Annotated in this window: 18 protein-coding genes and 3 pseudogenes; 9 read left to right on the top strand and 12 right to left on the bottom strand. The window is 50.5% G+C overall.

Features of this window, described 5'->3' with window-relative positions; all coding sequences use genetic code 11:
• Window positions 1-58: 58 nt before the first annotated feature.
• From BZG74_RS09205 to rsuA, 4 genes are all read right to left on the bottom strand, one after another.
• The gene (locus BZG74_RS09205; RefSeq protein WP_235605735.1) at window positions 59-1,438 is read right to left on the bottom strand and encodes an MATE family efflux transporter; all 1,380 of its coding nucleotides are present in this window, start codon (window positions 1,436-1,438) and stop codon (window positions 59-61) included.
• A gap of 98 nt (window positions 1,439-1,536) precedes the next feature.
• On the bottom strand, window positions 1,537-2,178 hold the full coding sequence (locus BZG74_RS09200) for a DUF2913 family protein (protein ID WP_077772323.1): 642 nt from the start codon (window positions 2,176-2,178) through the stop codon (window positions 1,537-1,539).
• On the bottom strand, window positions 2,175-3,383 hold the full coding sequence (locus BZG74_RS09195) for a Bcr/CflA family multidrug efflux MFS transporter (RefSeq protein ID WP_077772322.1): 1,209 nt from the start codon (window positions 3,381-3,383) through the stop codon (window positions 2,175-2,177). Before BZG74_RS09195 ends, BZG74_RS09200 begins: the two co-directional genes overlap by 4 nt.
• A gap of 215 nt (window positions 3,384-3,598) precedes the next feature.
• Window positions 3,599-4,291: a 16S rRNA pseudouridine(516) synthase RsuA gene (rsuA, locus tag BZG74_RS09190; RefSeq protein WP_077772321.1), complete on the bottom strand. Its 693-nt coding sequence runs from the start codon at window positions 4,289-4,291 to the stop codon at window positions 3,599-3,601.
• 288 nt (window positions 4,292-4,579) lie between these two features.
• On the opposite strand from rsuA, the gene BZG74_RS09185 reads away from it, so the two are divergent.
• From BZG74_RS09185 to rplY, 3 genes and pseudogenes are all read left to right on the top strand, one after another.
• The gene (locus BZG74_RS09185; protein ID WP_077772320.1) at window positions 4,580-5,041 is read left to right on the top strand and encodes a GNAT family N-acetyltransferase; all 462 of its coding nucleotides are present in this window, start codon (window positions 4,580-4,582) and stop codon (window positions 5,039-5,041) included.
• 61 nt (window positions 5,042-5,102) lie between these two features.
• Window positions 5,103-6,907, top strand: a pseudogene (locus BZG74_RS09180) (DEAD/DEAH box helicase).
• A gap of 192 nt (window positions 6,908-7,099) precedes the next feature.
• Complete coding sequence (rplY, locus tag BZG74_RS09175; RefSeq protein WP_046073181.1) at window positions 7,100-7,381, top strand: 50S ribosomal protein L25; 282 nt, start codon at window positions 7,100-7,102, stop codon at window positions 7,379-7,381.
• Window positions 7,382-7,466: 85 nt separating this feature from the next.
• Here rplY and BZG74_RS09170 read toward each other — a convergent pair whose 3' ends face one another.
• From BZG74_RS09170 to BZG74_RS09155, 4 genes are all read right to left on the bottom strand, one after another.
• Entirely contained in the window at window positions 7,467-8,429 is a 963-nt protein-coding gene (locus BZG74_RS09170; RefSeq protein ID WP_077772319.1) for an ion channel, read from the bottom strand.
• Window positions 8,430-8,523: 94 nt separating this feature from the next.
• Window positions 8,524-8,808 carry a DUF1289 domain-containing protein gene (locus BZG74_RS09165; RefSeq protein WP_077772318.1) on the bottom strand — a complete coding sequence of 95 codons (285 nt, stop codon included), beginning with the start codon at window positions 8,806-8,808 and terminating at the stop codon, window positions 8,524-8,526.
• Window positions 8,809-8,868: 60 nt separating this feature from the next.
• Complete coding sequence (locus tag BZG74_RS09160) at window positions 8,869-11,265, bottom strand: DNA polymerase II (protein WP_392397589.1); 2,397 nt, start codon at window positions 11,263-11,265, stop codon at window positions 8,869-8,871.
• A gap of 82 nt (window positions 11,266-11,347) precedes the next feature.
• A complete protein-coding gene (locus BZG74_RS09155; protein WP_131825630.1) occupies window positions 11,348-12,253 on the bottom strand; it encodes a hypothetical protein in 906 nt (301 codons plus the stop codon).
• 124 nt (window positions 12,254-12,377) lie between these two features.
• On the opposite strand from BZG74_RS09155, the gene BZG74_RS09150 reads away from it, so the two are divergent.
• The gene (locus BZG74_RS09150; RefSeq protein WP_077772315.1) at window positions 12,378-13,079 is read left to right on the top strand and encodes a DUF2786 domain-containing protein; all 702 of its coding nucleotides are present in this window, start codon (window positions 12,378-12,380) and stop codon (window positions 13,077-13,079) included.
• Between the two features lie 271 nt (window positions 13,080-13,350).
• Complete coding sequence (locus tag BZG74_RS09145) at window positions 13,351-14,367, top strand: OmpA family protein (RefSeq protein WP_077772314.1); 1,017 nt, start codon at window positions 13,351-13,353, stop codon at window positions 14,365-14,367.
• A gap of 79 nt (window positions 14,368-14,446) precedes the next feature.
• Here BZG74_RS09145 and BZG74_RS09140 read toward each other — a convergent pair whose 3' ends face one another.
• Entirely contained in the window at window positions 14,447-15,025 is a 579-nt protein-coding gene (locus BZG74_RS09140; protein WP_077772313.1) for a gamma-glutamylcyclotransferase family protein, read from the bottom strand.
• 110 nt (window positions 15,026-15,135) lie between these two features.
• Between BZG74_RS09140 and BZG74_RS09135 the strand changes: the two genes are divergently transcribed.
• The 4 genes from BZG74_RS09135 (at window position 15,136) to BZG74_RS09120 (ending at window position 20,024) form a co-directional block, all read left to right on the top strand.
• Window positions 15,136-16,623, top strand: coding sequence for a carboxypeptidase M32 (locus tag BZG74_RS09135; RefSeq protein ID WP_077772312.1), 1,488 nt, complete (start codon window positions 15,136-15,138; stop codon window positions 16,621-16,623).
• 190 nt (window positions 16,624-16,813) lie between these two features.
• Window positions 16,814-18,418, top strand: coding sequence for an ABC-F family ATPase (locus tag BZG74_RS09130; protein ID WP_077772311.1), 1,605 nt, complete (start codon window positions 16,814-16,816; stop codon window positions 18,416-18,418).
• 101 nt (window positions 18,419-18,519) lie between these two features.
• Window positions 18,520-19,005 (top strand): DUF2780 domain-containing protein, encoded by a 486-nt coding sequence (locus BZG74_RS09125; RefSeq protein WP_235605733.1) that lies wholly within the window; start codon window positions 18,520-18,522, stop codon window positions 19,003-19,005.
• Between the two features lie 119 nt (window positions 19,006-19,124).
• Entirely contained in the window at window positions 19,125-20,024 is a 900-nt protein-coding gene (locus BZG74_RS09120; protein WP_077772415.1) for a DMT family transporter, read from the top strand.
• A gap of 113 nt (window positions 20,025-20,137) precedes the next feature.
• Here BZG74_RS09120 and BZG74_RS09115 read toward each other — a convergent pair.
• The 3 genes and pseudogenes from BZG74_RS09115 to BZG74_RS09105 all read right to left on the bottom strand — a co-directional run.
• Window positions 20,138-21,757, bottom strand: a pseudogene (locus BZG74_RS09115) (methyl-accepting chemotaxis protein); the annotation flags it as partial.
• A 27-nt stretch (window positions 21,758-21,784) separates the two neighbouring features.
• Window positions 21,785-21,961 (bottom strand): annotated as a pseudogene (locus BZG74_RS09110) (ISAs1 family transposase); the annotation flags it as partial.
• A gap of 21 nt (window positions 21,962-21,982) precedes the next feature.
• Window positions 21,983-23,104, bottom strand: coding sequence for an ISAs1 family transposase (locus BZG74_RS09105; protein WP_077772308.1), 1,122 nt, complete (start codon window positions 23,102-23,104; stop codon window positions 21,983-21,985).
• Window positions 23,105-23,209 lie beyond the last annotated feature (105 nt).

Genomic DNA, 23,209 nt, shown 5'->3' with positions numbered 1-23,209 from the left:
TTAAGAGGCTGAGAAAAGCGTTAAAAACGGTGGGCAGCTTCCCAATTTGTATTTATTGTTATCCTTGGCCATCATTGACAAGGTTGTTAAGCCAAACCCCTGACTTTACACGAATCAACGAGCCGACCCATTTCACCACTTCTTCCACCCCCAGAAGCACATACACCCAATAAACAGGCCATTCAAACACCACTGCGGCAGTCAATACCACAGGAATACCAATGAGCCACTGTGCAACAAAATCTTGCCCAAGGCAGTAGCGCACATCACCACCAGCACGCAGTACCCCAACAATCATCGCCATAGGAATCGTCTTAACAATAATCAGTGCACACATCGCCCAGTAAAAATAAGCCGTGATCTGTGCGGTCTCACCCGTTAATGCGGGGAAGAAGCTCAACACCCAAGGCTGAATCATCAGCATCACGCAGGCAATCGCCACCCCGGCGATAAAGTTAAACATCGCCACTTGCCAAGCTTGATGGTAAGCGGTATCCGTTTGTTGCGCGCCTAGGTTATTGCCGACCAACACCGCGGCTGCATTGGCCGTACCGATGAGAAACGATAGCGAGAGCGATTCGACCGGAGTGATAACCGCTATCGCCGCTAGGCCCGCTTCGTTAACGTGACCGATAATTGCGTGGTAAACAAACAAGCCAGACGACCACATTAAAAAGTTAAACGCCGTCGGTAGCGAAAGCGACAAAAACCGCTTTACTGCCACGAGCGTTAGCGAGGCCTTCCAATCAGAAAACGAGAAGGCAACCAGATGTTGGCGATGATATAGATAAGCATACAAAGCGGTGACTTCGACGATACCACTAAGGACAGTGGCCACCGCTGCCCCTTTCGACCCCAGTTCAGGCGCACCCAGATTACCGAAGATAAATACCCAGTTGAGCACCACGTTAACACTGATCCCGACCCCACTAAAAAAGGTGCTGATCCCTGGCTTATGCATGGCACGAAGCCCGGCAGCCAACCCTGATACACTGGCTAGACAAAACAAGGATAAACCCGCAATTTGCAAGTAGTCTTGGCCCAGCGCAATAACGGTGGGATTATCACTGGCAAACCCCACGATGACATCCGCATACGCCCAGAAGACAAACGCACTTAGCGCTGCTGTGGCGTTGGTCAAGGTGACAGTCAAAGCCGTTTTCTCTCGAAAACCTTGTCGATCCCCCGCGCCCCAGTATTGTGCCACCAGCATAGAGCCGCCGGTCATAGCACCAAGGATCAGTAAGGAGGAGACAAACATCGCTTTACCGGCAATACCAATGGCGGCGACATCCGCTTCACTCAATTGCCCCACCATCAAGATGTCGACCAAACTACGGCTCGAAAACATCATGGTTTGCAGTGCAATCGGCACTGCAATTAATAGCAAGCGCTTTAAAAAAACCGGATCAAAAAATGGGCGAGAATGTGCGGTCACAAGAGACTCCAGCGTAGAGGGAACCGTTGTAGTTTACGTGGCTTTTAAAACAGAAAAAACCGCCCGAAGACGGTTTATGCGCAGTGAATGTAGGTTAATTAACGTGGCATGACCATTAAGCCATCGGCTTGATTATTTGGCCAAATACGGTACTCAGCATGGTATTTGACGATCGATTTATAAGCCGTCACTCTGGTCGGTGCTATCCACGCTTGATGCGCCCAGCCTATCACCGCCTGCTCAGGCCCTCGCACATAAACACTCAGTGGTGAGACCAAGTGCTGCTCATCATCAAACGCCGTGTGCATCGCGCCTGGACACACGGCCATTGAATGCTGTCCACCCGATATGATTTTCACTTTTCGGTCAATCTTATCTTGTGTATGCACGCACCAACCCGCTTCAACCGCACAATCAATCCACTGCTGTAATTGCGATTTGTGGACAGGCTTGGCAGGTTCGCTAACCGGAAACCACTCGGCATACACTGTTTGGATTTGAGCAAATTCAGCGCCGAGACCCGCCTGCGTGCCGGCACTGCGGGCACGTTGTGTCCAACGTTGTAAGTCCGCTTTTACACTGTGATGAAAACGTTGCTGCTTCACCGCTTGCGCCACCCAACGACCAAGAAACGCCTCTCGCGCGTTGGGCGCATCAACCACTTTTTTGGCAGCGATCGCTGCCGCGAGATCGTCAAAGGCGGCGGCCATCACAGTTTGAATTTCGGTGACATAACTCATGGTTCTTTGCTTGCTAATAGCCAATAGAAAGCGGCAGAGAGTATCGCACAAATCGCAATCGCGCCAACCATGCCCCACGGCGTGCCATCAGAGGCAACCGCCACGCCCGCACCAACCAACGAGCCAATACCAAACCGCATCGTCCCCGCCAATGAAGAGGCCGTTCCTGCCATTTGCGGGTAGCAAGCTAACAAACACGCCATGCTATTACTGCCAATGGTCGAAATCACGCCAACGTACATCATCACTGGAATTACGGTGCCCCAAAGCCCAACATCTAACCATTGGAACACAGCAATCGCTATACCAGCCGCAAGCTGTAAACCCAGCCCTAAGCGCAGCATCCAATGCGAGCCCATTTTGCGCACCAAACGGCCATTAATAAAGGTCATCACAATCAGACAGACAATGTTTAACGCGAACAAGTAGCCAAACATCTTCGCGCTCACACCGTAATAATCAATGTAAACAAATGAGCCTGCGGTTAAGAAAGAGAACATCCCAGCAAAGGAAAACCCTGAGCAGAAGATCATTCCTACGGCAAACGGTGTTTTGAGCATGCGGGCATAGTTACGCAATGACGCGCCAATACGCATAGGCGGACGATTGTGTTTAGGTAAGGTTTCAGGGATCCGAACAATAATGCAAAGCATCACAAAACACGCCCAACCAGCCAGTACCCAAAAGATCGCGCGCCAATCAAACCAAGTGAGCAAATAGCCACCAATCATCGGTGCCGCTAAAGGCGCAATCGTCATCACCAAGGTGATAAAAGACATGGTGCGCGCAAACTCTTCGCGCTCAAACATATCACGCACCAAGGCTTGAATAATGACCGCGGCAGCGGCCCCCGCAAATCCTTGCGTTGCACGCACAAATGTCAGTACGTCTATATCTTGGGCCATCGCACTGACCACCGCACAAATGAAAAACAGTGCCACACCGGCCAGCATCACTGGTTTACGGCCATAACTGTCAGAGATCGGGCCATGAAAGAGCTGTCCAATGGCAAAACCGGCCGTGTACGCGACCAAGGTGGACTTCACCGCGCTACTTGGTGCATTTAAGTCGGCAGCAATCGCTGGCATCGCCGGGAGGTACATGTCGATCGCTAACGGTGTCAGCGCCGCAATCGCGCCTAGGACCAAGATCAAAAGCCAGCTTAATTGAGTCGGGGACGACGTGACAGCCGATGATTGCGACATAACTCTCCTTAACGTAAAAGACAGGACAAAGGGAAATAACGTGAGCGTGGTCAAAGTGTAACAATTTATTGTGTCGCCGTGGGAAAGAATGTCTTTCTTTTGGTCACCTTGTCGTAACACATGCTTTTAGATGAGCAATAAAAAAGCACAGCCCATGCTGTGCTTACCGTTACTCACCGAGAACCAACAATGACGGGGCTAACCAGTCTCCTGCGTTAACCCAGTAACGCGATCTCTTGGTCTGTTAATGGACGATACTCACCAGGCTCTAAGTCTTCGTCTAATTCCAAGTCACCGATTGACTCTCGATGCAACGCATCGACCTTATTGCCCATGGCAGCAAACATGCGTTTTACTTGATGGTACTTGCCCTCTTGGATAGTGAGCAGTGCCTCGTAATCATTAACTTTCTCGAGGGTGGCCGGTAGCGTCGGTTGCTTCTCGCCATGCAGCATAACCCCTTCTTTAAATGCAGGGGCAGTCTCAGGACTAATCGGATCAACTAACCACACACGATAGGTTTTGGTGCACTGATGCTTGGGTGAGGTAATACGATGTGACCACTGACCGTCATCTGTAAACAGCAGCAGTCCCGTTGTGTCTGCATCCAGGCGACCGGCAATGTGTAGCTTTTCCGCATTGACTTCATCGAGCAATACAAAGACCGTCGGATTAAACGCATCCTCATGCGAACACACCACGCCAGCAGGCTTGTGCATCATAAAATAGCGCGGGCCTGATAAGGTCAGCACACGTCCTTCAAACGCGACTTCCGCGCCTTCGCTCACTTTGATCGCCCCTGATTTGACCACGTCACCATTGATGGTCACACATTCACTTTTAAGGACGCGTCCAGCCTGCTTGCGTGTCACCCCTAGGGTTTCACATAAAAATTTATCTATTCGCATATTACCGCTTATTACACCTTTGTTTGACGCGGATTATACGTCACATTGCGGCTCAGACACAGATCAAGTTTTATGAGATCTGACGGAAAAACACGCTGTGATGGGATAAACTGATTGTCATCGCCCACGTGATGGACATATGACAATGCAAGCAAAACCCAACGCTTTTTGCTGAGACGCCGAGTCTGTCACAACCTGCCAATCAAAATATTGTTGGTAATTGAGCATGCCAATTTGGCGAGTATGATACGGTCGTCTTGACCAATCAGTGATAAAGAAGGAAACACCATGATTGTCTCTCTTCGCCGCCCCGACGCCGATGCCTTTGAAACCTTATTGACGCTGTCACACGAACAGCACGACCACGAAGCGCTGCCCTTTGATCGTGCTCCCATCGCGGCCACCTTCAACACCTTGCTCTCTCAACCGGAGCGCGGCGATGTATTTCTGATTGATGTGGAACATGAAGGCGAAACTGAAACCATTGGCTTTTTGGTGGTCGCTTACAGTTTTAGTGTGGAGAATGGCGGAAGCGTGGGTGTGATAGATCAATTCTTTATCCAACAAAGCTGGCGACGGCAAGGCGTGGGGTCGCAAGTGATCCCGCACGTGGAAGCGCGAGCCAAAGAGAAAGAGTGCGTGGCCGTGATCCTTGAGGTCAACATTGGCAACAAAGGCGCTCGGCTTTTCTATGAGCAGTTCGATTATCAGCCCCGCCGCCAGCATTGCATTATGACTAAGCGACTTTAACACTGTACCCAGCGGTATAAGTCAGTAAACTAAACGGCCTCACTTAGGCCGTTTTTTCGTTATGTATACCCTACGCCCTTATCAATCTGACGCGGTTAAAGCCGTGCTGCATTATTTTCGCCGCCATGCGTCTCCTGCTGTCGCCGTGTTACCGACCGGTGCGGGAAAAAGTTTGGTGATCGCAGAGCTCGCACGTATCGCCAAAGGTCGAGTACTGGTGCTCGCTCATGTGAAAGAACTTGTCGAGCAAAACCATGCCAAATATGAAGGCTATGGATTAACGGGGGGATCTTTTCCGCTGGACTCGGCCGCAAAGAATCTGACGACAAAGTGGTCTTCGCCTCTGTTCAATCTGTGGTGCGAAACCTGGATGCCTTTGCCGATCAGTTTTCCTTACTGGTCATTGACGAGTGCCATCGTGTGCCTGACAACCAAGACAGTAGTTATCGCCGCGTCACTGCCCACCTGCAAATGGTCAACCCTGGCCTCAAAGTGTTGGGGCTCACTGCCACCCCTTACCGGCTTGGGCAAGGGTGGATTTATCAATACCACACCAGTGGCAAAGTGCGCACCACAGAGACACGCTTTTTTCGCGATTGTGTGTTCGAGCTACCGATTAGTCACTTGCTCGACGAGGGCTTTCTTACCCCTGCCCATGTCTTGGATGCTCCATTGCTGAGCTATGACTTTTCTCAGGTTTCTCGCACTGCAAACGGCTATTACCGCGAAGCCGATCTAGAAAAAGTGGTGGCCAACGCCCCTCGTGCAACCCCGCAAATTGTTGAACAAATTGTTGACTATGCACAGGCACGGCAAGGAGTGATGATCTTTGCCGCCACGGTTAACCATGCACGAGAAATCCTGTCTTATTTGCCAGAGCACGCATCCGCCCTGATCGTCGGTGATACGCCAAGCACAGAGCGCGATCGCCTGATCACTGCGTTTAAGCAAAAAGCACTGAAATATTTAGTGAACGTATCGGTACTCACGACCGGCTTTGATGCACCTCATGTGGACTTGATAGCGATTTTACGCCCCACGGAATCGGTCAGTCTCTATCAACAAATTGCCGGGCGTGGTCTTCGCCTCGCCCCAGGAAAGCAAGATTGTTTGATCCTCGACTAGGCCGGGAATGTCTACGACTTGTACCAACCAGAAATAGGCATGCCCAAACCTGATAGTGACAGCGAGCTGGTGACGATCCCCTGCCCCGCATGCGGGTTTAATAACAGCTTTTGGGGTAAACTCGATGACAATGGCTTTTTGATTGAACACTATGGTCGCCAATGCCAAGGCTATTTCGAAGATGAGGATGGCGAACGCGAGATCTGTGGTTACCGCTTTCGCGCCAAGTTTTGCGATGAGTGTGGCGCCGACAACGACATTGCCGCGCGTCGCTGTCACCAATGCGATGCCCCTTTGATTGATCCCGATAAGAAACTCCGAGAAGCACTCAAATTGAAAGATGCGCTGGTGGTGGCGTGTAACGACATGACCCTTACCGCCGGAAAAAACCGCAATCAAAAACCACAACTTAAAGTGACTTACCACACCCACGAGGGCAACGATTTACACGAGGTGTGGCCGCTGGCCAGCAAAAAACAAAAACAAGACTTTCTGGCGCGATTTGTCCGGCCACATCTGGTCGATCGCCACCGCCCATTCGACGCCACCGCACCCACAAAAGTGACCGCGTCACAGCATCGATTTCGTCCGCCTGACTTCGTGATTGCGCGTAAACAAGGCCGATTCTGGCATCTGCGCCAAAAAATCTTTGATGTGGAGAGCTTTATCACTCAAGACAGGTTAACGGCTATGCTGGCGCAAAGCCGAGGGCAAGCTTTCGCAGAGCACGACGCGAGTTGAAAGCACTCAGGGTCAAATAAAAGACGCTTCCACCAGCAAAAGGCACTGTGTGAGCGGCTTGAGCGGTGATAGCCCCGCTGATAAGGCTTGTTTTAGTGGCCAAGCAGTGCTAATATCCGCGCTCGTTTTTGGGTACTGAGTTAGGTCGCTACGCTCAGTACTGTGTTTTCACTCTAAAGAGAGTTATTAATTATGTTTAAGTTCGAAGCTGAAGTACGTACAGAAAAGGGTAAAGGTGCGAGCCGCCGCCTACGTCATCAGAAGAAATTCCCTGCGATCGTTTACGGTGGCAACCAAGAGCCCGTATCAATCGCACTTGACCACCCAGTGGTTGTTAACCAAATGGACAAGCCTGAGTTCTACGAAGGCATCATCCTGGTTATCGATGGCCAAGAAGTAAAAGTTAAGCCACAAGACATCCAGCGCCACGCGTTCAAGCCAAAAGTTGAGCACATGGACTTCATCCGCATCTAATCGCTCTGCGATCATGATGAGATGAGAGAAGGCGCCTTAAGGGCGCCTTTTTTGTATCTGTTTATCACCGTCGACCACGCTGTCGCTACCTCGTCATCTTCTTCACGAACACCACCACAAAGAGCGCCATGGTAAAGCTGCCTAGAAATGCCTCAAAGGCAGCAATAAAGCGAGCAAAGCCAGACGGTGTAATATCGCCATATCCTAGGGTGGTAAAGGTCACCACGCTGAAATACAGCGCATTCAGCAACTCATAAAAGCGGGCTTCTGCGCCAGTAAGGTCCGGATAGATCGGGTTGGCTTGGGTGGTACCTAGGGCAAAATACGCCAGCGCACAAGATGCAATCACTAATACGGAAAAAATCACTACCCGTAACGGATCCTCGCCGTAGCCACAAAACAAATCGACCGTTTTTGATAGTGCTCGCTGAAAACCGAGCTTCGGCATCTGATAACGGCGAAACCGCATTTCCTTTTTAAAAAAGTATCCCGCCACATCAAACAAGCCTTGCTTTTCACATTGTTTGCGGATATTTCGGCATACCTCTTCCGACTCCTGGAATAAAGACTGACGCCGAGATGGATCCTTTTCTAAAAAAGCCAACCGCTCTTGCTTAAATTGCTCACCCCAATCAACATTTTCGAGCCCCGTGCGTGCCATATCCGCCCCTAGTAAATTGCTACCATCGAGACGGGTACAATTAAGATTAGCGCGCAATAAATTGGCTTTCATCAGGGATGCATTGCGTAAGTCCAAGCCAAAACAGTGCGCTTCGGTTAGATTGGCACGGTAGAAGTCCGCACCTTGGCACGAGTATCCTTGCTTGTTACCACGGTTGACCAAGTGAATATCGGTCAAGTTGGTACGTGCCAGCTGAAAACCGTCGAGTGGCCGGCCCGACGCGGCCCACGCTTCCACGTCCGCTTTTACATCGTGGTCCCGCTTATCAACATTAGGGTCATGCCAGTAACAAAGACCAGATTTACCCGCTTGCTGATCACATTGCCATCCATTACGCGCTTTGAACGCACACTCTTTACCACTCATCACTTTCCCTCCTCCCTATAGTTTAGAAAGGACATGAAAACACGCCAGAGAAAGAGAAAAATGCAATAATTTTAGTAGATAACACCACACCCTATTAAGACGACGAATCGTCATTGAGGTCATCAAACAAGGAAGGTTGGTAAGGTAGAGGCTCAGCATCCAGGGCGGCGTCTTGCGCCTGTTTTCTTTTCGCACGCAAGATACGTAGATAGCGTTGATGACAAAGACGGACGACATTGCGTTTTTGCTCATTGGTTAACGCATACCAATGAACACGTTCGTCGCGGCTGCGAAAGCACCCTTTACAGTAGCCTTTGTTGTTGACCTGACAGATGCCTTTACACGGGTTTGGCACCTCGAAAAAATCGAGCTGTTCCACGTCGACCTCCCTGCTGATGCTTTCATTCAAGCGGGTGGGCAACAAAATTGCAAATTTGGTTTAGAATAACCCCAATTGCGGCAGCGCCAACGTATCAAACTCTTTGCCGATAAACGGTAAAATACCGTCAGCAATCGGTTTTAGTTGTTTATCTATATAGTGCTGATAATCAATTGGGCTACGCAAATAATCGCAGGGTTCCGGGCCATTCACGGTGATCACGTATTCTATCCAGCCACCCCGCTGATATTGCTCGGGGCGTCCTAGTTTACGGTTTTCACTTTCCGCCATCCGTGCCGCGCGCACGTGCGGTGGCACATTCTTCTGATATTCTGCCAATGGCCGACGAAGCCGTTTGCGATAGACCAATGCATCGTCATGCTCACCTTGGTTGGTGCGCTCTACGATATCGCGAATAAACGCGTCTACTTCGTCGCCATCAAACACACGTTGGTATAACTGTTTTTGGAAAGTTTGTGCCAACGGGGTCCAGTCAGTACGTACGGTTTCTAACCCTTTAAACACCAGCGTTGACTCGCCAGACTGTCTATCTATTACGCGGCCAGCATAGCGCTTTTTGCTGCCCGTTTCTTGACCCCGAATGGTGGGCATGAGAAAGCGTTGATAGTGGGTTTCGTATTCAATTTCTAACGCCGAGTCTAATCCGTACGTTTCACTGAGGTATGTTTGCCACCAGCGATTCACTTCATTCACCAGCTGCTGCCCGATATGATCAGCTTGCTCGCTTGACTTTTCGCCTCCCAAAGAGACGAACGTCGAGTCGGTATCGCCGTAAATGACCTCAAAGCCTTGCGCTTCAATCAACTCACGAGTGGTTTTCATGATTTCGTGACCACGCATGGTAATCGACGATGCCAAGCGGTGGTCGAAAAACCGACAGCCTTGCGAGCCCAGTACTCCATAAAAGGAATTCATGATAATTTTTATCGCCTGTGAAAACGCTTTTTCTCCCGCTTTTTTCGCCCGATCGCGCGCTTGCCACAAATCATCAATCAATGCCGGAAGGTAGTGCTTTTCTCGGTGAAAGACACCGCCACGAAAGCCAGGTACCGTCTCTGCCTCTTCGCCGGTTTCTTGTGCTTTTAGCCCCTCAATAAGCCCCAGCGGATCAATCAGAAAGGTACGGATGATAGAGGGGTACAGCGATTTAAAATCTAACACCAGCACTGAGTGATATAACCCAGGCTTGGAGTCCATCACATAACCGCCCGGGCTTGCTATCCACCCGTCACTGGCCAAGTTCGGCGCCACATAGCCTGAGCGATGAAGGCGTGGTAAAAACAAGTTGGTGAAGGCCGCTACCGAGCCCCCGACACGGTCAAGCTCTACCCCAGTTAACCGCGATCGCTCAATAAGAAAGTCGAGTAAATGGGTGTGATCAAATATACGGTTGACTAAAACACAATCTTGTAAGTTGTAGGTGGCCAGTGCGACTTTGTCGTGATGAAACATGCGATTGATGGAAGCCATGCGATCATGGGGATTATCAATCGCTTTACCCTCCCCCAATAACGTTTGTGCAACCGCTTCTAGCGCCCATGAACGAAAGCCATAGGTTGCTGTTTTTAAAGCTTCAATCCCATCAATCACCACCCGCCCAGACAAACTAATAAAGCCCGGCTTATTACTGCCACCTTCACGCCAAAATGCGCGTTCACCGCCACGGCCCAGCCGAAGGTCGCGTTGATAGATGTGTGCACGCTTCACCAGTAAGCGAAAGTCAAAATCAATCACATTCCATCCCACCACCACATCAGGATCGTAATAGGCAAACCATCTTTCTAGCGCACTTAGTAATGCTTCTTCGTCATCGACCCACTCTATCCAATCAGGGGCATTGTCTTGCCGGCTGCCCACCATGATCACTCGACTATCTTTTTCACTCGCGAGTCCCACTGAATAGAGTTGCCCTTTTTGTGAGCATTCAATATCCAAAGACACATGATGCAATGTCGGGGTGTAGTCTGCTTGTTTCGCTTTGCCTTGCGTCACCTCTAGGTAACCTTGCCGTTGACGGGCTTGACCGGTGAACAGCAAGCTGCCACAAATGTAGCGCTCCATTAAGTAACGGTCAGCGAGACGAATATCGCCTTCATATAACGGAATAGCCGCGCCACTAATCACACGTTGTCCCTCTTGCGCGCGTTTCACACTACTGAAATAGCAAGCGGCAACGGGCGTGTGTTGAAAGGTGGATAATGACACCGCTTTACAGTAAGCGAGAGGGTCAACCGACGGGAGTAAAGCATCCACACGCGCTTTTTCTTCTTGAGGGACAAAAAACACGCTTTGCTGATCGTCAATGCACAGCTTTACCGGGCCATCTGGTGTTGATAGCCAAAGTACAATCGATGTGGTTTGGCCTCGATCTCGTTGTTGACGCGTGATCACGAAGCCTTGCTGCATGTAGGACGAAGAGTGAGAAGACACTGGCATTATCAGGGTTGCGTGGTGTAAGTCATTTGTTCAGTGTAACAAACCCCACCAACCACTGTATAGATAAACAGCCCGGCTGGCATTACCGGGGGGGGCTGTCAGGGTCAGCGCGACCCGCAATGCCAATCACAACAAGCCCACTCATCACGACCACCGCCGCGCTAGTGAGTCGCATATTCATCATGCTACTTTGATCCCAAGTAGCCAGCCCCATCAAGGCGAGCAAGACGGTCACCCACATTAACTGTTGGCTGAGTAACTGTGGCTCGGCCTTCTGAAAGCGTCCAAAGAGCCTCACTCCAACGACAAACAATGCGCCAGCCAGCACAGCGAGCCCACCTCCTCGCACGGAAACAGAGACATTGGGTAATGTGAACACCAATAAGGGCAATACCAACAACAAACTAATCCGTAGACTCGCGACCACCTGCAACTCGGCTTGGTTGGGATACTTGACTACTTGTGACCAATAACTGGCCCACGCACCACCACTGATCAGCCCAAGCCCCACCCCAAGTGGGTGCGGCGCATACATGCCAGGCGCTAATAAATAGCCCAACCCCGCGAAGACCATCATTAAGCCCGCCCATAGCCAGTGTTGATGGTGCGAACGCGACACCACTCCCAACACGCCTTGCACGCCCGCGACAACCACTAGCCCTAAGGTGGCAATATCAAGCAACCGACAGGCAAAGACAGCACTGGTAATCGCCAGAAACAACAGCCCTGCCAGGCGCCAAGTCACAAACGAGGATAGTTGCCCAGTTGTTAGCAACGGGGGAAGTGGTTTGTCTTTTTGAACGCTAGGTGCTTTGTGCGGACACAACCTAAGCACACCAATAGCCACAAGCGATGCGGCCAGCAGCCAAAGTCCTATATAACTAGCAGGGTCCATCGATTGGTGGAGGATACGCCGCCCAATATCGACGTTAATCACCATCACCGCGACCACGACTAAAGCGCTCAACATACCGCTCATTCGTTTCATTGTTATGTTTGCCTCATTGCTCACTCCCTCTAACAGACCGCACACAACTATCAATTCTTTCACCCCTTTGTTGTGGCTTGCGGACGCGATACAATGCTCGTTTGTTCGTTATCGGGAAGTATGCATGTCAGATCCGAAAAGCAAAGCGCTCAAAAAAATTGCTAAATGCCTAGAGCTTAGTAATTCAGCCAATGTGAATGAGGCAGCGCAAGCGATAAAAATGGCCGAGCGGCTGATGCGTAAGCATGGCCTGGATCAAGACGACATTGACTTCATCAGCATGGGTAAAACCCGTTCAGAAAAGCTGTTACCCGCTTCCATTAGCCAATCGATCTTAAAAATTATCCGCGGTATCAATAGCCGGTTTGGAGTGGAGTGTGTGCTCGTCAATCACAAGGGGTTAAAACAGGCCGAGTTTATTGGGGATGCAGACCGCGCCATCTTCGCCGCCTTTGCTTTTGATGTGGTTTATCGCGATATGAATGAACATATCGGCCAGTTTCGTAATAGCTTCGCTGGCACCGGCACCAGCACACAGGAAGTCACGCGGCGTGTGCAGTCGTTCACCACAGGTTGGCTTGAGGGGGCACTCGATAAGCTACCACAGCTTGATGCGCGAGATAGCGACGACAAAATCAAAAGCTATATTGATAAAGAATTCGCCAATATTGACCGCGAGACCTTTAAGCAACAACTAAAAGAAGCCATGGCCGCCATGACGGATGACTACGAGCGCGGCATGAAAAAGGGACGCGAGATCTCAGTAAGCCGCCCCGTCAATGGCCAAGGCCCGCAAAAGCGCCTTTCGGGCACCCGAAAGTCATGATATCGATCGATAATCGGCCGGCTTATGTCCGGCCTATGTCAGCCTTTTTCCACCAATAAGGCACCTGTGTAAACCCTCGTCAAATACAGGTTAAATCTCCTCTCCCCTGTTGAGTTACACCGCACTGAGGTCTAGCCTAGGATCTGTGTCACGTTATAAGTGGCTGATCTGTCCTGCCGCTGGCAGTTCAGTTGCCATGAACTAATGTGAGCCTATAACAAGCATGAAATGCGTAAAAAATTCTTCATATCCTTACTGAGGAGACAGTGGCATGAAAAAGATCGTGACAAGCCTAGGCTTATTAATGGCGGTGGCACCTACCGCCTATGCACAGCAAGACAGCGGTCTGTATATGGGTGGCCGCATTGGCCCTTCGTTTTTAGAAGATAGCTGTGTGACTGACACCGATTGCGGGGACTCCGAGCTCGGTGCAGGTATTATCACCGGTTATGATTTCAATGATTGGTTTGCTCTCGAGGGTACCTACGATTATTTAGGCCGTTTTGATACCGCATTTGACCAATCAGGTACCACGTTCAGCGCCGCGGGCGATCTCACTGCGTTGACACTTGCGCCCAAGCTGTCTTATCACCTCAAGGATGACACCTCACTATACGGTAAACTCGGTGGCGCGATGTGGGATTTCAATAGTAACGCCGGTGACCGTGACGATGTCTCCTTGATGGGCGCCTTAGGTGTTGATCATCAAGCAACGGAAAAACTGAACGTTCGCCTTGAATATCAGCACATCAACGACATGGACGATGGCTACTTCTCAAGCGTCGACAACAATTTAGTGACTGTCGGCATGACGTATCATTTCGGGCGCACCAACCACGAGCCAATGCCAGAGCCAATGGTTGAAGAGCCGGTGATGGAAGAGCCAGCACCAGAGCCACAACCTGTGGTTGAGCCACAATCGATCGTGCTATCAGAGGCTGGCGAAACAGAAATGTTTGGTTTTGACAAAGCGACGCTCTCTGAGCAAGCAGCGGCTTCATTACAGCCCTTAGTTGATCGCTTGCTTCGTCACGAAGAAGCTACCGCGACGATTGTGGGTCACACAGACAGCAAAGGCCCTGCGGCTTACAACCAGAAGCTGTCTGTTGAACGCGCGCAAGCAGTGGCAGATGTGTTCTTGGATGCGGGTATCGATGCGAGCCGCCTCACCGTAGAAGGCAAAGGCGAAGCCGACCCTATCGCCAGTAACAACACGCCGGAAGGACGCGCACAAAACCGCCGCGTTGAGGTCACCTCGCCAGAGATCGTGTACGTGGAAGTCAACTAATTCCACTGGCACTTAAAATGACTTAAACGCACATTAGGCCACCGTATGATCGGTGGCCTATTTTATTGAGCACGCTAAATCAAGGATTGACGGAGGGGGTGACGACTCCTTGTAGATGGCTCTGCATTAAACGATCAATTTCTATTCTGTCTTGGTCGCTGACTCCCGCGACGCGCGGGTATCTTGGTTCAGCACGGTCATTGTGATAAGCGCCTTCCCACCCCTGAGTGGTGGTTAAAAAGGCGCGAGCAAAGTCCGTCGAATAGCGCAAACACCCTGCCATTACCGTATCCACATAGGATTGCGCTATGGGTTTATCTACATCAGGCGCTCGCCGGGTATCAGCGACGTAAACGTACACGGGCCCATCCAGGACAACGTCTTCAGGCAAAGCAATGTTTGATTCGGCTAACTGTAAACGCTGATAGCCTGCCTCACGCCGATCAAAATCGGGCAGTGATTCGGGGTCGATGTTGACCAATACCCCGTTGCATTCGCCTTCCCCTTCAAGCACCACCAGCGGTGAGATAAACGCCTCACTCACATTGCTCCAGTGGCGGCTTAGTCCACTGACGGTAACAGGACACGCCCACCCTGAATCACCTGTCAGCGCCCGTGAGGCTGGATTCATCAAACTCCCGTACCCAAATAGATACATGATGTTGCAAACTCCTTTATTGCATTAGCTGGCAGAACCTCATCGGCTGCCTTGCTTTTCTCACTCAAATTGCCAGAATATCCGGCAAAGTTGTCAACAAGGAAGTGATAATGGAACCACTCGATAAGCTGGAAGCACATTTTAAGCGCCTGTCGCATTTTCAGCACCTTGCCGCAATATGTGGTTGGGATCAAGCAACCATGATGCCAGATGGCGGCAATAACGCCCGTGCCGACGCCATGGCAGAACTCGCCCTCTACTGCCACCAACAAATGACCAAACCAGAGCTTGGGGATTGGTTCGCAGACGTAGATGAAAAGTCCCGACATTTGAATGCCACGCAAAAAGCAAGCGTGGCAGAGATGAAGCGCGAGTGGCAGCAGGCCAGTGTGTTACCCGACACCTTAGTTAAAGCCAAATCATTGGCCGGGGCTAAATGCGAGCATGCGTGGCGTCAGCAGCGCCAAGACAATGACTGGGACGGGTTTGCCAAAAACTTAAAAGAAGTGGTCGCCCTGGCGCGTGAAGAAGCCCATATCCGCGCTGACCAGAAGCTGTGTGCCCCTTATGATGCGCTCCTTGATTTGTACGAGCCCGGGATGACCGCCGAGCGTATTGATGAAGTGTTTGGTGCCCTCAAACATTGGCTGCCGGAGACTATCCAAGCCGTGGTCGACAAGCAAGCACAACAGCCGGTGATCACGCCTAAAGGCCCTTTCCCACAAGCGCAACAAAAAGCCTTGGGTGAACACGTGATGAAGCAGCTTGGGTTTAGCTTTGAGTATGGTCGACTCGATATCAGCACCCACCCATTTTGTGGCGGGGTACCCACCGATGTGCGCATTACCACCCGCTATGATGAGCAAGATTTCACCTCGGCATTAATGGGCGTGATCCACGAAACCGGTCATGCGCGTTATGAGCAAGGACTACCTAAAGACCTAGCCGGTTTGCCGGTGGGCCAAGCACGCTCGATGGGTGTACACGAAAGCCAAAGCCTGTTTTTTGAAATGCAGCTCGCCCGCAGCGCCCCCTTCGCGACTTTAATCTGCCAACAAGCCAAACAGGCCTTTAACCGCCAGGATGAGCCCGCGTTTCAGGTCGAAAACCTCCACCGCGTGCTCACTCAGGTATCACCTGGCTATATCCGTGTCGATGCCGACGAGGTCACCTATCCTGCCCATATCATGCTGCGCTATGACATTGAACGCGATCTGATCAGCGGCAAAATGGAGGTGGATCATATTCCTGAGCGTTGGGACACCGCGATGCAGCAATACCTTGGCCTGAGTACCGCCGGCAATTACAAAAACGGCTGCATGCAAGACATTCACTGGACCGATGGCAGCTTTGGTTACTTCCCCACCTATACCTTGGGTGCCCTGTATGCCGCGCAATTAATGCAAGCGATGCGCCAGCAACTGGATGTCGACGGTATAATCGCCAGCGGCAACCTGTCACCGATTTTTGATTGGTTATCTCAACATATTTGGCAACGCGCCAGCACCACCTCAACCGATAACCTACTCAGAGATGCCACCGGCGAAACCCTCAATCCCGCCTACTTTCGCGAGTATATTCAAGGGCGGTATTTGTAATACTTTCTCTATTCCCAACGCCAGCCCAGCTGGCTTGGGATTTTTCAGGTTAATCTGTTAATTCCATCACATTTCTGTACAATGCGCGCTCAGTCATATTTATCTTTACATCCTCCTCGCTGGGCCGTGGATTTATCCCTGGTGATAAACGACACGGACCTTGGTTGAGCACAGTCGCTAGGAACCTCTTTTGATTTCAATCGCCAATATCACCATGCAGTTTGGTGCCGAGCCGCTATTCGAAAACATCTCTGCCAAATTTGGTAACGGTAACCGCTACGGGTTAATCGGTGCTAATGGTTGTGGCAAATCGACCTTGATGAAGATTATGAGCGGCGCGCTCACCCCGACTGCAGGCAATGTGTCCATCACCCCAGGACAAACCTTGGGCGAGCTTAGCCAAGACCAATTTGCTTACGAACAGTATTCAGTGATTGATACGGTGATGATGGGTGACCGCAAACTGTGGGAAATCAAACAAGAGCGTGAGCGCATTTATGCTCTGCCGGAAATGAGCGAAGAGGACGGCATGGCCGTGGCTGAACTAGAAAGCCAGTTTGCCGAAATGGACGGTTATACCGCCGAGAGCCGCGCTGGCGATATTCTGCTACAAGCGGGGATTGCCGAGGAACTCCACTTTGGCTTGATGTCGCAAGTCGCGCCGGGCTGGAAATTACGAGTGCTACTTGCTCAAGCCCTGTTCGCCAATCCTGATATTTTGCTGCTGGACGAGCCAACCAACAACTTGGATATTCACACCATCAATTGGTTGGCCGGTGAGCTGCAGCAGCGCCAGTGCACCATGATTATTATTTCCCACGATCGCCACTTCTTGAACGCCACTTGCACCCACATGGCGGATATTGATTTTGGTGAGCTTCGTGTTTACCCCGGTAACTATGATGATTTCGTCGCTGCATCTAGCTTGGCACGTGAACAATTGCTCGCCAGCAACGCCAAAAAAGAAGCCGAACTTAGTGAGCTGCAAGACTTTGTGAACCGTTTTGGTGCCAATGCGTCTAAGGCCAAGCAAGCCAGTTCACGCGCTAAGCGTATGGAAAAAATCCAGCTTGATGAAGTCAAAGCCTCCAGTCGCGTGCACCCTTACATCCAATTCACTGAAAGCAAAAAGCTCCATCGCCAAGCGGTTGAATTGCGCGAGGTGGGCCATGCATTTGACGATACGCCCCTATTTCGCGGTGGCCATTTCTTACTCGAAGCCGGCTCGCGCCTCGCGATTATTGGCGAAAACGGGGTGGGTAAATCAACGCTGCTACGCTGTTTGGTCGGTGAGCTTGCGCAAAGCGAGGGCACAATCAAATGGTCAGAGAACGCATCCATAGGTTACTGTGCGCAAGATAACAGCGCTGAGTTTGATAACGATCTCACCGTGTTTGAGTGGATGTCGCAGTGGCGTACGGCCAAGCACGATGATTTGATGGTGCGTGGTATTTTAGGCCGCTTGTTGTTTTCGGCCGATGACGTGAATAAAAAAGCCAAAAGCTGCTCGGGGGGCGAGAAAAACCGCCTGATGTTTGGCAAATTGATGATGCAAGATATCAATGTGATCGTGATGGATGAGCCCACCAACCACATGGATATGGAAGCCATCGAGTCACTCAATAAAGGACTAGAGCAATTCCCTGGCACCTTAATTTTTGTCAGCCACGACCGTGAATTTGTTTCCTCATTGGCCACCGACATTATTGAGATCAAAGATCAGCAGTTGATCCACTTTAACGGCAGCTACGATGAGTACCTCGCGCACTTAGAGAAAGTACGCGCCGTGGCTTAACCCTGAGACTCGCCAACACTTTGCCGCTGAAAGACTTTCTTTCCGCGGCAATCCCCGCTATACCTAGAGCACGGTTTATTTTTCTGTTTAACGGATAATCGATGATGAAATACGTGGCGACTTTTCTCACGCTCTCAAGCCTTGTTTTCGCAACACCAAGCTACGCTCTGTTCGGCCAAGGCGATAAAACGACTGATGTGATGACCCAAATGGCCACCCAGTTCGCGGATGACCAAGCCAGTCAGTCTCCCCTCGTCCAATCCATTACCGAGCAAGTGGATGTGAGTTCAACACAAGCCGCTGGTGGTGCTAGCGCGTTGCTGGCAATGGCAGCCAATAACCTGACGGGGAATAACCAGCAAGAGCTTGCGAGTCTCCGCCCTGATTTAACGTCATTGTCTTCGCTTCTTGGCGGTTCAGGCGTCAGCAGCGGCATTGGCTCCATCAGTGCATTATACGACGTCACACAGCAGCTCGGGATTGACCCTGCAACGCTTCAACAATTTGTGCCCATTGTGCTTGAGTACCTTGGGCAACAAGGCGCCAGTCAAGGGTTGCTTAGTTCCCTTACCCAACTTTGGCCTTAACCTTCTAACGTTATACGCACACGCGGCTATTAAGGCCGCGTATTTATTTGCCCTACCCTCAAGCAAAAAATAGCGAGACGCGTTATCATATCCGCCTTGTTGTTCAACGCCGTGTGATTATGCCTGCCTTATCTCTCTCTGCTATCCCCATCGGGATCCGCTATATGCTCCTCTCTGCACTCGGGTTTGCGCTGATGTCGGCCTGCGTGAAATATGTCAGCATCAACGGCATCCCTGTGGTTGAGATTGTTGCATCGCGGGCCTTGGTCTCGTTAATCATCAGTTATACCGATGTCAGACGCAAAGGCCTATCACCATGGGGAAATAACAAACCGCTGCTGTTGCTGCGTGGTGTACTTGGAACCGCAGCACTCATGTGTGTGTACTATGCAGTTACGACCCTGCCGCTCGCCGAAGCCACAGTACTGCAATACACTCACCCGGTATTTACCGCTTTCCTGGGGCTCGTGCTGCTTAAAGAGCGCTTACAAGGGGCAACGTTAGTGTGTATCGCCCTCTGTTTAACTGGGCTCTATATTATGGTGCAACCTAACCTCAATGCCTCCATTGACGATGCGCTCCCTACCTTCAGCGTGGTGGTTGCGTTAATGGGTGCATTAGGCAGCTCGATTGCCTATGTGATTGTCCGCAAGCTCAGTCGCACCGAAGACAGCTCAGTGATCATCTTGTATTTCCCGATGATCGCCTTACCCGTATCCACCGTGTTGATGTGGCCGTCTTTTGTACTGCCCAGCCTGTCACTGACCTTGCTATTGGTGTTAGTCGGCGTCTTTACCCAAGTTGGCCAATACGGCTTAACTAAAGCGATGCAAACCCAGCAAGCGGGACAAGCCTCTGCCTACGCATATATTCAAATCGTGTTCTCGACATTAATTGGGGTATGGGTATTTAACGAAGTCCCGTCTATCTGGACTTATACCGGTGGTGGGTTAATTGTCGCTGGCGCATTGTTCAATGCCATAGGGCACCGCCTTTTTAGAAGACGAGCGAGTGTTTAGTTTCGCGCCTGCTTAGAAATCAGATGACCGTGAGAGCGCCCTCTAAATAGACACCGTACTCCCTCGGGGTGAATGGCTGCTTGCCTGACCCAGGCAAGCAGCCCAAAGTGCGGCTATTCCGTGCGAATATGCCGAATCGCGCCACTGAGCGAGTCAACATTCTCTTTCAAGTTAGAGACAATCGGGCCTAATTGCTCAATCGCCTCAGTCATGTCACTCGACAAGTTCTTTATATTCGATAAATTACCAGAAATTTCGTCACTGACAGACAGCTGCTCTTCGGTCGCTGAGGCAATCGAGGTATTTAGCCGGTGTATTTCCATGGCCGACTCTTTGATTGTCCCCAAAGCATCATTCGCCGTGGTCATGTTATCTCGTGTGGATGAGATCTTTTCAGCATTGATACGAATGGTTTGTGTCGACTGCTCGGCTTTACCTTGCAAACCACCGATCATTTCTTCTATTTCGCCAGCCGACTTTTGCGTGCGCTGTGCGAGTGATCTGACTTCATCCGCCACCACCGCAAAACCGCGGCCTTGGTCACCTGCACGTGCCGCCTCGATAGCCGCATTAAGAGCCAACAAGTTTGTTTGCTCAGCGATGTCTTTAATCACGTCCAACACATTACCAACATTGGTCGATTCATCAGCCAACTCTTGGATGACTTCCGAAGTTTTCTTGAACTCCGTCTCCAAGCGTCCGAATTCTAGCATTGTTTTGTCAAACACCTCTTTGCTCGAACCGGTTTCTCGTTCGGTATTGCCCGCATATTTTTCCGCCATCGACGTGTTTTCCGCGACTGTTGATAATGCAGACGTCATTTCTTCCATCGCGGTCGCAGCCATTTCCAATTCCTGATTTTGCTGGCTCGATACTTTGGCGTTTTTATCCGTGATGTTCACTAAGCTCTCTGTGATCTGAGAAATCATATGGTTGACGGCGTTGATTTTTTCAATAGTCGACGAATAGCTACTGATTACTTTATTTACCGTGCTACCAATCGTGCCGATTTCATTATTTTTGCTATCATCAACACGCAACGTTAAATCTGAGTTGTCATCCACGTTTTTGAGCGTGGATGCCATTCTATCAATGGGATTAACAACATTACGTTTGGTGATTACATAACCCAGCACAGCAATCACAACCACAACGGCTAACGAAATATTGCCAATGAGAACGGTTTTCTTCACGCTAGCCGCCGCCTGATTAAATTGCGCATTGGTTCGTTTTTCCAATGCCACAAAAAAACGCTCGATAGGCTTCATGATCTTTGCTTTTTCTTGGTGATATTGTGGGCTATGTAACAAGTCGATCGCCATTTGCCTATTTGGCTCGCCACGGACGGTATAGTTACCGCTACTGTCCGGATAAAGCCCTTTGACCGCATTCATGGCTTTCACTTCCATATTCACCAGTCCATCAGAGTTAGCCTGGGCTTTTTTAAGAAAATCAAACTCTTTCTCCGTAAAGCCAAGTTCCCGCATACGCTGGTTTAACGCGATTGTCTCTCCATCAGGTTTTGGCTTTTGCCCATAATCTAATACTAAATCCCAATAAATAGTGTGATAATTTTCGGGGCGAGGTTTTTCTCCATTACGAATAGCGAGGATATCCATGTACATCTTTTCGTACTTTTCATCTCCCGTCACCACATACGTTCTCCCCAAGCGGGTTAAGTCATCAGAGCTTTGCCTTAATTCATCGGCCGTTTGATACGATTCATATCGCACCTGAGCCCAGGGCGAGCGCATGAGTGTTCATTTTTCAACCATCGCCGGTATGCCTGCGGCTAAAACCTTCTCTAAGAAGCTGGGATTCATGAGACAGCGCTTCTGTTTGGCCACCAAGCTGATCTTGGTCGGCTCAGCCCGCACCATGTTTGAGGCCATGTGTCGCAGACAGGCAAAGTTCGCGGCCCCATTGTCTTTATAAATNCAGGGCGAGCGCATGAGTGTTCATTTTTCAACCATCGCCGGTATGCCTGCGGCTAAAACCTTCTCTAAGAAGCTGGGATTCATGAGACAGCGCTTCTGTTTGGCCACCAAGCTGATCTTGGTCGGCTCAGCCCGCACCATGTTTGAGGCCATGTGTCGCAGACAGGCAAAGTTCGCGGCCCCATTGTCTTTATAAATTTGGCAGGCGTCTTCACCCATGTTGACATCCAATACCCAGTGCATGGCTTCAATGCCCCAATGCGAGCGGATAGCACGGCTTGCCTCATCGGCAGTTAGTGATTTTGAGCTGATATAGTAGCGGTACTCCAGCGACATCGGACGCCCTYTTTCAACACGCAGAGACTCAACCATGACAAGGCTTTGTAGTGATGGCCAACGGGTAAAGTCGCCTAATAAACACGCTTTATCAATCACATAGCACTGACGTGATTCAATACGACCGTGACCATATTCAAACTCAACATCGTCATTGAAGGTTCGACGTTGCTCACTGAATGCCTCAGTGATCGCGTTCGCTAGCTTGCCCTGGTTTTGTTTCACCGCTAATAAGTAATCGCCACCCTGCTCAAGAATCGTCTTGGCAATCGTCGTTTGGCAGGCCATGGCATCGATGGTGACCAGCGCACCGCGTAAATCGAGTAGGCGAATTAACTCAGGAATCGCACTGATTTCATTGCTTTTTTCTTCAGTCTTGAGCTGCCCAAGCACCAGATGATTTTCACTGGCATACGCACTGACCATGTGGATCGTACTACTTCTATCTTCACGGTTGTAAGAGCCTTTCAGCGTTTTACCATCGATCGCGACCACCTGACCATCCGTCATTTGATGGACCGCTTTCATCCAATCGATAAAGCAGGCTTGAAAGGCACTAGGTTCAATCGAAGAGATGGCACGAGCGATGGTATCGTCGGCAGGAATACCGTCTTTAAACATACCGTTACGCTTAAACCACTCATGGTGCCCGAGGATGTATTCTCGAATCTCGTACCATCCTTTCGACCCCGCAATCACCGCGGACAATGAAGCAAAGAGCAGGTCGAAAAGCGGGTAGGTTATCTTGGCACTCTGGCGGTTATCATCAACGGCGCTGAAGTAGTCTTTAAATGTATCGATATCCACGGTATCTATCCCGAACTATTTTAGAATCGGCCTATATGATCACAGCCAGAGGTGATCGTCAAACCGATCCTGTTTTGGTCAAAAAACGTTCGCGATCTCGCCCTG

Source organism: Salinivibrio sharmensis, from assembly GCF_001995985.1.
GTDB classification, from domain to species: Bacteria; Pseudomonadota; Gammaproteobacteria; order Enterobacterales; family Vibrionaceae; genus Salinivibrio; species Salinivibrio sharmensis.
The sequence above is the reverse complement of the archived record's forward strand: the minus strand, read 5'-3'. Positions and strand labels throughout refer to the sequence as shown.

Coding starts and splice junctions, on each gene's coding strand:
- BZG74_RS09200 (WP_077772323.1), bottom strand. CDS start 2,178: ATGAGTTATGTCACCGAAATTCAAACTGTGATGGCCGCCGCCTTTGAC.
- BZG74_RS09195 (WP_077772322.1), bottom strand. CDS start 3,383: ATGTCGCAATCATCGGCTGTCACGTCGTCCCCGACTCAATTAAGCTGG.
- rsuA (WP_077772321.1), bottom strand. CDS start 4,291: ATGCGAATAGATAAATTTTTATGTGAAACCCTAGGGGTGACACGCAAG.
- BZG74_RS09185 (WP_077772320.1), top strand. CDS start 4,580: ATGATTGTCTCTCTTCGCCGCCCCGACGCCGATGCCTTTGAAACCTTA.
- rplY (WP_046073181.1), top strand. CDS start 7,100: ATGTTTAAGTTCGAAGCTGAAGTACGTACAGAAAAGGGTAAAGGTGCG.
- BZG74_RS09170 (WP_077772319.1), bottom strand. CDS start 8,429: ATGAGTGGTAAAGAGTGTGCGTTCAAAGCGCGTAATGGATGGCAATGT.
- BZG74_RS09160 (WP_392397589.1), bottom strand. CDS start 11,265: ATGCCAGTGTCTTCTCACTCTTCGTCCTACATGCAGCAAGGCTTCGTG.
- BZG74_RS09155 (WP_131825630.1), bottom strand. CDS start 12,253: ATGAAACGAATGAGCGGTATGTTGAGCGCTTTAGTCGTGGTCGCGGTG.
- BZG74_RS09150 (WP_077772315.1), top strand. CDS start 12,378: ATGTCAGATCCGAAAAGCAAAGCGCTCAAAAAAATTGCTAAATGCCTA.
- BZG74_RS09145 (WP_077772314.1), top strand. CDS start 13,351: ATGAAAAAGATCGTGACAAGCCTAGGCTTATTAATGGCGGTGGCACCT.
- BZG74_RS09140 (WP_077772313.1), bottom strand. CDS start 15,025: ATGTATCTATTTGGGTACGGGAGTTTGATGAATCCAGCCTCACGGGCG.
- BZG74_RS09135 (WP_077772312.1), top strand. CDS start 15,136: ATGGAACCACTCGATAAGCTGGAAGCACATTTTAAGCGCCTGTCGCAT.
- BZG74_RS09125 (WP_235605733.1), top strand. CDS start 18,520: ATGATGAAATACGTGGCGACTTTTCTCACGCTCTCAAGCCTTGTTTTC.
- BZG74_RS09120 (WP_077772415.1), top strand. CDS start 19,125: ATGCCTGCCTTATCTCTCTCTGCTATCCCCATCGGGATCCGCTATATG.